We start from the raw sequence: 9,277 nt of genomic DNA on the forward strand, positions 1-9,277 counted from the left end.
ACTGGCCGCTCCCTGTGCGCTCCCTGCGCCATGAGTGACATAACGCAGAAGAAATATTGGGAGCGCAATCTGCCCGGGATTAACACAGAAGCTGTAGCCCTGCCAGACGCAGCGCGAACAGGGAAATATTCAGTTGTGACGTTATTTCGCCGGGTGGCGGCTGCGCCTTACCCGGCCTACAGTATCCTCTCACAGGCTCACACTCCGTAGGCCCGGCAAGCGCGCCGCCGGGCAACAGTATCCGGCCCCCTCCCCTACTTCGCCAGACTGGCAAAGCGAGCGAAGACCGCATCAAAAATCGCCAGCCCCTGCGCCACCTGCTCAGCAGTAATGGTGCACGGCGGCACCACGTGAATGCGGTTCTCCACCACAAAGGCCAGCAGCCCGGCTTCGGTCAGGGCCCCTTTGATCGCAGCCATGTCGGCGGCGGTCAGCGGCGTTTTTTGTTCACGGCTGCTCACCAGCTCCAGCGCCTGGAACAGGCCGCGACCGCGCACCTCGCCGATAATGGCGTGCTTCTCCGCCAGCGCCTCGAGACCGGGGCGCAGCACCTCGTTGCCGATAGAGGCCGCGTTCTCAACCACCTTCTCCTCTTTCATCGCGTCGATGGTGGCGACAATCGCCGCCATCGCCAGCGGATGGCCGGAGTAGGTCAGCCCCCCGGCAAAGAAGTGGTCGTCAAAGTAGCGGGCAATCGGCTCGCTAATCAGCACCCCGCCCGCCGGCACGTAGCCGGCGTTAACCCCCTTGGCAAAGGTCACCAGATCCGGCACCACCCCATCCTGCTCGAAGGCGAACCAGCTGCCGGTGCGGCCAAAGCCGGCCATCACCTCATCGAGGATCAGCACGATGCCAAACTCGTCGGCCAGGGCGCGCACGCCCTGCATATAGCCTGCCGGCGGCACGAGGATCCCGGCGGTGCCGGGGATGGACTCCAGCAGGATCGCCGCGATGGCCGTCGGCCCCTCGCATTCAATGATCCGCCGCAGATGCGCCAGCGCGCGCTGGCACTCCTCTTCCTCAGTCGCGGCGTTGAACTCGCTGCGGTAAAGGTAGGGGTTGAAGAAGTGAACGTGGCCGCGGGAGAACTCATTCGGCACCCGGCGCCAGTCGCCGGTAGCGGCGATCGCGCTGCCGGTGTTGCCATGATAGGAACGATAGGCCGACAGCACCTTGTCGCGCCCGGTATAGAGCCGCGCCATGCGAATCGCGTTCTCATTGGCATCCGCCCCGGCGTTAGTGAAGAACACCTTACTGAAGCCCGCCGGCGCCAGGTCGACGATGCGCTTCGCCGCTTCGCCGCGGGCAAGGTTGGCGGTGGCGGGCGCGATGGTGACCAGGGTTTCCAGCTGCGCCTTCATGGCCGCCAGTACCCGGGGGTGCTGATAGCCAATGTTGACGTTCACCAGCTGGCTGCTGAAATCGAGCCAGGTGTTCCCCTCATAATCCCATAGCTCGCAGCCTTGCGCCCCGGCGATGACCAGCGGGTTGAGATTGCCCTGCATCGACCATGAATGAAACACATAGGCGCGATCTAATTGCCGAACTTCGTCATTGCTTACCGCGACCTCGTTGTGAATTGCCAGCTTCATACCCTGCCCTCTCTCATGTCGTAGTGGTTGGCTTCATCATTGGCCTTGGCCGCGCAAATCGGATAGAGCCAGTGCGCGCATAACGATGTGACACGGTGTCACATCCCCGTCCGTCGTCTGGCCCTGTGCCTTGTCGTCCGGCGTTTTTATAGTGAAGGGACAACCGCACAGGAGAATGAGATGGCAACGAGCAACGTAGTGTTTATCACCGGGGCGACCTCGGGTTTTGGCGAAGCGGCAGCGCAGGTGTTTGCCGACGCGGGCTGGTCGCTGGTGCTGAGCGGGCGCCGCTATCCGCGACTGAAGGCCTTGCAGGACAGACTCGCCGCCAGGGTGCCGGTGCATATTATTGAGCTTGACGTTCGTGACAGCGAGGCGGTGGCTGCCGCCGTGGCGTCGCTGCCCGCCGATTTCGCCGATATCACCACCCTGATCAACAACGCCGGGCTGGCGCTGTCGCCGCTGCCGGCGCAAGAGGTGGCGCTGGAGGACTGGAAAACGATGATCGACACCAACGTCACCGGTCTGGTGACAGTCACCCACGCCCTGCTGCCGACGCTGATCCGCCATGGCGCCGGGGCGAGCATTATCAATATCGGCTCGATCGCCGGGCAGTGGCCCTATCCCGGCAGCCATGTGTATGGCGCCAGCAAGGCGTTTGTGAAGCAGTTCAGCTATAACCTGCGCTGCGATCTGCTTGGCACCGGCGTGCGGGTCACCGATCTGGCGCCGGGGATTGCCGAGACCGAATTCACCCTGGTGCGTACCAAAGGCGACCAGGCGGCATCGGATAAGCTCTATCGCGGCACCACGCCGCTGAGCGCGCACGATATCGCCGAGCAGATGTTTTATATCGCCACGCTGCCGGCGCATATGAACATTAACCGGGTGGAGGTGATGCCGGTGCGTCAGGCGTGGCAGCCGTTCGCCATCGACCGGGATTAAGCGAAACCCGACGCATCCCCTGCCGGCGATACCGGCAGGGGATGCAGGCCGGACTAACGGCTGCTTTGCAGAAACTGCCTGACGCGTTCGGAGTCAGGCTGAGTGAAGAACTTCTCCGGCGGCGCCTTCTCAATCAGCAGTCCCTTCTCCAGAAACACCACCTCGTTGGACACCTGGCGGGCAAAATCCATCTCGTGGGTCACCACCACCATGGTGTAGCCCTCGGCGGCAAGGGCTTTCATTACCCCCAACACCTCATTAACCAGCTCCGGATCCAGCGCCGAGGTCGGTTCATCGAAGAGAATAACTTCCGGCGACATCGCCAGCGACCGGGCGATCGCCACCCGCTGCTTCTGCCCGCCGGAGAGAGTGATCGGGTAAACATCGGCTTTGTGCGCCATGCCCACTTTCTCCAGCTGCTGCATGGCCATGGCCTTCGCCTCGTCTCGTTTCATGCCCTTAACGCGCAGCAGCGCCTCGCTGACGTTCTGCTGCACGGTCAGGTGCGGCCACAGGTTAAAACTCTGAAAGACCATCCCCACCCGCTCGCGGATTTTGGCCAGCTGGCGGTGCGACATCGCCCGGCCGCGCTGTTCATCAATCCCCAGCCGCTGACCGCCGATATGAATTTCACCGCGGTCCGGCTGTTCCAGCCAGTTCATACAGCGCAGCAGGGTGGATTTTCCCGACCCGGACGAGCCGAGAATACTCACCACGGTCCCCTTCTCCACCGTCAGGTTAATATCCCGCAGGACTTCCACATTATCGAACTGTTTGGAGACGTTTTTGACGCTTACGGCAATAGACTCAGGCATGGCTCATTCCTCTTTTGGCTCCCCAGGCGGTCAGGCGCTTAATCAGCAGCTCCAGCAGAATGCTGATCGCCCAGTAAAGCCCAATGGCGACGATAAAGGCGTTAAACGGAATAAAATAGGTCGCCTGGACGCTGTTGGCGGCGGCGGTGATCTCCTGAACGGTAATAATGCTCAGGAAAGCGGTGTCCTTCAGGCAAATAATCAGCTGATTGCCGATCAGCGGTAAGGCGGAAGAGACGATATTGGGTAAAATAATCCGCCGAAAAATGGCATAGCGAGAAAAGCCCTGAGCAATCGCCGCTTCAATATATCCGCCGGAAAATACCCGCCGCTGGCTGCGCAATATTTCAAAGAAATAGGCGCCATGATAAATAATCAGGGCCAGTAAACCGGCGGTCCACGGCTCCATGCTAATACCGAGCTGCGGCAGTCCGTAATACAGAAGATAAGCGAGGATCAAAAAAGGGATCGCGCGCATCAGGCTGACGAAACCAATAATAATCCGGTTAATTACTTTCTTTTGATATTCGCTAAAATAACACAGCGCAATACCGATAATCAGCGCCGCCAGGGCGGCGGTAATAAACAGTTCGAGGGTCGCGAATAACCCGGCAATAAAGCTATCGCGAACCGACCAGATAACGCCCCACTGATTCATAATGCCTCCCGTTCCTAGCGCGCCAGACGCCTGGCTTTACGTTCCGCGATACCCTGCAGCTTCAACAAACAGCCGATGATCGCCACATACAGCAGGCCGGCGGCGAGGATCGGCGACAGCGGCTCGTAGGTGACCGAGGAGATACGGTTGGTGACCCGGGTGAGATCCACCACGCCAATCACGGCGATCGCCGGGCTACCTTTGATCAAAAAGGACATCTCATTGACCAGCGCCGGCAGGCTCTCGATCCACATCTGCGGCAGCATGATGTAGCGGAAGTAGGTCCAGCGGCGCATCCCTACCGACTCCGCCGCCTCCCGCTGTTCGCGCGGAAAGGTGCGGAAGGCATTGCGCCAGATCTCAGCGTTAAACGCCGACGTGTTAAGCGTCAGCGCCACGATGGCGGCCACGTTCTTGTCGAGGTTAATGCCCATCGTGGGCAGGGAAAGGAACAGAAATAGCACCAGCGTCACCAGCGGCGTCGCGCGGGCCAGACTGATATAGACCACCAGCAGCTGGTCGATCACCGGCAGGCGCAGCATCCGTACCAGGGCGATCAGCAGGCCAGCCACCACCCCGAAGGCGATAGCGATGGCCGAAATCCAGAGGGTCGTCCATGCGCCTTCGATTAATAACTGCCAGGAAATTGCATCCATGAGGCCCTCCTTCTCAACAACAGGCGGCGGTCGCCCGCCGCGGAATATTACAGTCCGGCGAGTTTGTGAAACTGTTCCGGGCTGGTGATCGCCTCGGTCGGCAGGTTGTCATAGGTTTCGCCGAACCATTTTTTCTGCAGCTCGGCGAGCTTGCCGGTCTCCTTCATGTGGTTCATAAACCTGGTCATATAGGCCAGCAGCTGCGGCGAGTTTTTCGGGATCGGCCACGCCATATACCCCGGTCCGGAGACGGCCAGCCCTTTGGCGAAGACCTTCGGTTTGGCTTTCGCCAGGTCGTTTACCGAGATCACCACGTTAATCACGTAATCCAGTCGCTTGTTCGCCAGGTCGGCGTAGGCTTCCGGATAGGAGGGATACTCCACCACCGGCCCCAGCTTGCCGCCGGTCTTCTCCAGCATCGCCTTCAGCTCCGGCAAACGCGCCAGCAGCGCGCTCCCGGCCTGTAACCCCACTTTTTTGCCGCTGAGATCGGCAATGGTATTTAGCGAGGTATCGCCAGCGCGTTTGACGAAATAGTGCTGCGCGGAGGCCCACGGTGGGGTGAAATCAAAGACCTTCAGCCGCTCATCGGTAATAACCGCCCCGGTTAAGGCCATATCGTATTGCCCGGTGGAGACAGCCGCTAATAATCCGGTCCACGGTAATATGCTCTGGTCGACATGGAATTTGGCGTACTTACGTAATTCCTCAAGCATATCTTTGTTAAAGCCATCGGCCTGGCCATTATTCATAAAGTTAAATGGCGCATAATCATCTTCCGTCGCCACTTTCAGGGTGCCGGATTTTTCTATTTCCGGAAGATCGGCCGCGACGGCGTGATAAGAAAAAGCGACCGTTAATACAGCGCTCAGACACATTGATGCCAATGATTTTTTCATTATTTCACCCCTGATGGATTGGCCAGACGGGTTCATTCCAGAACGCGAAAAGGTTTCTGCAAAATAGTGGCCGGGGACGTTCCGGTCCACGGCGGCTGAATACGTTTTTAATGTGGGAGCGTTTTTCAATTCCGTATAGAGCCAGATGGGCCGCATCGCTGTGTCAGATGGCGGCAGGGTGGTATGGAATTTGCTGAGTGTAACGGGTGGTCGCAATGCGTTATTGCCAGAGGAGCCCCGTATGATCCGTCACCTGTTACACGTTGATTTTCAGCCTGGCCGCGGTTTGCAGGAACAGGTGCGAGAGACGCTGGTGAATGCCATTCTCAGCGGGATCTTCGCCGCCGACACCCCGCTGCCCTCCTGTCGCCAGCTGGCCAGCCAGCTTCGCGTCTCGCGTAACACCACCGCGCTGGTGTTTGAAAGTCTGGTCAACGAGGGCTACCTGATTAGCCGCCCACGCAGCGGTTACTACCTGCATCCCGACTATCATGAAGCTTCGCCTGCCGCCGTCGAGAGTGCACCGCAGCGCGAAGCGGCTGCACCACGCTGGGGCAACCGGCTGCAGATGACCCCCAGCCAGCAGGAGTCGATCCTCAAACCGGCGGGCTGGATGCACTACCGCTACCCGTTTATCTACGGCCAGCCCGATACCCGGCAATTCCCGCTGGCCACCTGGCGCTCGGCGGCGAACTGGCTGCACGGCGGGGTGCGCGACCCGGCGTGGGTCATCGACCATATTGACCAGGATGTGCCGATGCTGATCGAGCAGATCCGCACCCGGGTGCTGCCCAAGCGCGGCATTGTCGCCGCGCCGGATGAAATTCTCATCACCCTTGGCTCGCAAAATGCCCTCTACCTGCTGACCCGACTGCTGCTCTCTTCCACCACCCGCATTGGCGTCGAAAACCCCTGCTTCCGCGAAGCCATCAACACCTTTCTGCTCGCCGACGCCGAGGTGGTGCCGCACCCGGTGGATGAAGAGGGGATCGTGCTTAATGAGCGTCCCTGCGATTACTACTATGTCACTCCAGGTCATCAGGTGCCCACCGGGGTGACCATGAGCAGTGCGCGGCGTCGCCAGTTGCTGGAGCATGCCGCCCGCCATGACGCGGTCATTATTGAAGATGATTATGACTCGGAGAGTAACTTTACCCTCAACCCGCTGCCGGCGCTGAAGGCCAGCGATCGCAGCGGCCGGGTGGTGTATGTCAGCAGCCTGTCAAAAGCGCTGTCACCGGGGCTGCGGTTGGGGTTTATGGTCGCCGACCCGGACCTGATCGACGAGGCGCGCGCCCTGCGCCGGCTGGTCTATCGCCATCCGCCGACCAACATTCAGTACCAGATGGCCCACTTCCTTGCCCAGGGCCATTATGAAACCCATCTGCGGCGCTACCACTATGACTCCGCCCAGCGCTGGGAGCGTCTGCACGCCGCCCTGCAGCGCTATCTGCCGTCGTGTCGCGCGCTGGCGGGGAGCGAACATGCTAACGCCTTCTGGCTGCAGACCCCGGCGCAGATCAACACCCAGCAGCTCACCTGGCGCGCCGCCCACGCCGGCGTGCTGATTGAGCCCGGGGCGCGCCATTTTCTCAGCGCCGCGCCGCCGGATAACTATTTTCGCATGGGATTCCACGCCATTAACCCTGACGCCATCGCCCAGGGGGTGGAGGTCCTGCGCGGCCAGCTGGAGCAGATGGGTTAGCGGTATTGTTCATACTCAACGGCGTCGCGCACGCTGAGCAGCGCCGGGCGCAGGCTGTCGAAAGGCACCGATCCGAGCGCAATGCGCAGCGCCTGCGGGATCGTGGTGGAGACGCAGAACGGCTCGGCGGTCGACACCGAAATGCGGCGTTCCATCAGCGCATTCGCCAGCCGATCGGCCCGGCTCTCTTCACCCAGCGGCAGCCAGACGAAGTACGAATCGGGATGACTGACGACGGGAAGCCCACAAAGCACCTCGCGGGCCACCTGCTGTCGCTGTCGCGCATCCTGGCGTTTCTGCGTTTCAAAGCGCGCCACCGTGCCATCTTCAATCCAGGCGCAGATCAGCGAACTTATCAGCGTCGGCGTATTCCACGTCGTGGCCCGGATGGCGCGCTCAATCTCCTGGCGATAGCGCGGCGGAGAAATCACCACCCCCACGCGCAGTCCGGTGGCGATATTTTTTGAAAATCCGGTGACATACACCGTTCTTTCCGGCGCATAGCTGACCACCGGCGGCGGCGGATGGCTCACCAGCCGGGCATAGGCGGCATCTTCAATAATCAGCAGATCGTGCTGGCGCGCGAGATCGGCCAGCGCCTGTCGCTGCCCGGTGTTGAGCACCCAGCCCAGCGGATTGTGCAGCGTCGGCATGGTATACACCGCCCGCACCCGCCGCTGCTGGCACAGCGTCTGAAGCGCCTGCAGGTCCGGTCCCTCCGGTCGACAGGGGATCGCCGCCAGCTCCAGATGATACAGCGCCGCCAGAGCCTTGAAGCCCGAATAGGTCAGCGCATCCACCGCCACCACATCCCCCGGACGTAACAGCCCCATGACGGTCACCGCCAGCCCGTGCTGTGCGCCGTTGACGATCAGGACATTTTCCGCGTCCGGCGCAAAGTGCTGGCAGATCAAATGGCGGGCGATAATGTCCCGCTCGGCGAGCCGCCCGGCGTGAGGCTGATAGCGCAGATGCGAGTCAATATCGCCCACCATCGCCAGCTGCCTGAGCGCCTCGCGCAGCGCATCGCCCTGCTCCGGCAGCGAAGGGTAGTTGAAATTGAGATCCACGACATCGGCGGCGACCACCTGCTGATCGACCCCGTGCCCCGGAGGCAGCGAGAGGTCGCGCACGAAGGTGCCGCGGCCGGTTTCGCCGCTGACCAGCCCCATCTCTTCCAGTTCACGGTAGACGCGCGTGGCGGTGGCCAGCGAGATGCGCTCCCCGGCGGCAAGGGTACGGTGCGTCGGCAGACGGCTGCCGGCGGGCAGCTGCCCGCTGCGGATCGCCTGTGCATATCGGTCGACAACGGCTTTATATCGGGCTTTCATCGTGAAATGTATCTATGACAATAATTTGATTGTATTAGATTGGCCACATTACCATCGCCGCTGACGATGCTCAAGCGGGCGCAGCCCAATCAGATAACGCGAGGTTAACGTGGTAGATTCAGCAATGGATAAATCGGCGCCCGGTCCCTGGTCCGGATGGCTTCATGGTTTACTGGGGGTGATCATTTTCAGCGGTTCGCTGCCCGCGACGCGGCTGGCGGTGCAGGATATGGATCCGTTGTTATTGACCTTTCTGCGCGCCTCTATCGCCGGGCTGCTTGCCATCGCGCTGCTGGTGGGCTTTCGCCAGAAACGCCCGCGCCTGGCGCAGCTTGTGTCCCTGATCATCGTCTCATCCGGGGTGGTGCTCGGCTTTCCGCTACTCACGGCGCTGGCCCTGCAGCGCATCACCTCGGCGCATTCGATTGTGTTTATTGGCCTGCTGCCGCTGATGACCGCCCTCTTTGGCGTACTGCGCGGCGGCGAACGCCCGCGGCGGGCTTTCTGGATCTTTTCGCTGCTGGGCAGCCTGCTGGTGGTGGGATTCGCCCTGACGCAAAATGCGGCGGCCTCACTCAGCGGCGATCTGCTGATGCTGGCGGCGGTTATCGTCTGCGGCCTCGGCTATGCGGAAGGGGCGAAGCTGACGCGGGAGCTCGGCGGCTGGCAGGTGATC

Annotated in this window: 9 protein-coding genes; 3 read left to right on the forward strand and 6 right to left on the reverse strand. The window is 61.1% G+C overall.

Going from position 1 to position 9,277, the window contains the following annotated elements; translation table 11 throughout:
- Window positions 1-254 precede the first annotated feature (254 nt).
- Complete coding sequence (locus HMPREF3140_RS21260) at window positions 255-1,592, reverse strand: aspartate aminotransferase family protein (protein WP_004183313.1); 1,338 nt, start codon at window positions 1,590-1,592, stop codon at window positions 255-257.
- A 180-nt stretch (window positions 1,593-1,772) separates the two neighbouring features.
- On the opposite strand from HMPREF3140_RS21260, the gene HMPREF3140_RS21265 reads away from it, so the two are divergent.
- A complete protein-coding gene (locus tag HMPREF3140_RS21265) occupies window positions 1,773-2,537 on the forward strand; it encodes an SDR family NAD(P)-dependent oxidoreductase (protein WP_004178931.1) in 765 nt (254 codons plus the stop codon).
- Between the two features lie 53 nt (window positions 2,538-2,590).
- Here HMPREF3140_RS21265 and HMPREF3140_RS21270 read toward each other — a convergent pair whose 3' ends face one another.
- The 4 genes from HMPREF3140_RS21270 to HMPREF3140_RS21285 are packed head-to-tail and all read right to left on the reverse strand — an operon-like array spanning window position 2,591 to window position 5,565.
- Window positions 2,591-3,352: an amino acid ABC transporter ATP-binding protein gene (locus HMPREF3140_RS21270; protein WP_004151676.1), complete on the reverse strand. Its 762-nt coding sequence runs from the start codon at window positions 3,350-3,352 to the stop codon at window positions 2,591-2,593.
- Window positions 3,345-4,010: an amino acid ABC transporter permease gene (locus HMPREF3140_RS21275; RefSeq protein ID WP_002893189.1), complete on the reverse strand. Its 666-nt coding sequence runs from the start codon at window positions 4,008-4,010 to the stop codon at window positions 3,345-3,347. Before HMPREF3140_RS21275 ends, HMPREF3140_RS21270 begins: the two co-directional genes overlap by 8 nt.
- A gap of 14 nt (window positions 4,011-4,024) precedes the next feature.
- Window positions 4,025-4,666: an amino acid ABC transporter permease gene (locus HMPREF3140_RS21280; protein WP_002893187.1), complete on the reverse strand. Its 642-nt coding sequence runs from the start codon at window positions 4,664-4,666 to the stop codon at window positions 4,025-4,027.
- Between the two features lie 47 nt (window positions 4,667-4,713).
- Window positions 4,714-5,565, reverse strand: a complete 852-nt coding sequence (locus HMPREF3140_RS21285) for a transporter substrate-binding domain-containing protein (RefSeq protein WP_004178926.1) — start codon at window positions 5,563-5,565, stop codon at window positions 4,714-4,716.
- A 241-nt stretch (window positions 5,566-5,806) separates the two neighbouring features.
- On the opposite strand from HMPREF3140_RS21285, the gene HMPREF3140_RS21290 reads away from it, so the two are divergent.
- Window positions 5,807-7,270, forward strand: coding sequence for a MocR-like pyridoxine biosynthesis transcription factor PdxR (locus HMPREF3140_RS21290; RefSeq protein ID WP_032410996.1), 1,464 nt, complete (start codon window positions 5,807-5,809; stop codon window positions 7,268-7,270).
- Here HMPREF3140_RS21290 and HMPREF3140_RS21295 read toward each other — a convergent pair.
- Window positions 7,267-8,601: an aminotransferase-like domain-containing protein gene (locus tag HMPREF3140_RS21295; RefSeq protein ID WP_032410994.1), complete on the reverse strand. Its 1,335-nt coding sequence runs from the start codon at window positions 8,599-8,601 to the stop codon at window positions 7,267-7,269. The genes HMPREF3140_RS21290 and HMPREF3140_RS21295 overlap by 4 nt on opposite strands.
- A 124-nt stretch (window positions 8,602-8,725) precedes the next feature.
- On the opposite strand from HMPREF3140_RS21295, the gene HMPREF3140_RS29395 reads away from it, so the two are divergent.
- On the forward strand, window positions 8,726-9,277 hold a 552-nt coding region (locus HMPREF3140_RS29395; RefSeq protein ID WP_148157706.1), incomplete at its 3' end, for a DMT family transporter.

The organism is Klebsiella sp. HMSC16A12 (assembly GCF_001808265.1).
Taxonomy (GTDB): Bacteria; Pseudomonadota; Gammaproteobacteria; order Enterobacterales; family Enterobacteriaceae; genus Klebsiella; species Klebsiella pneumoniae.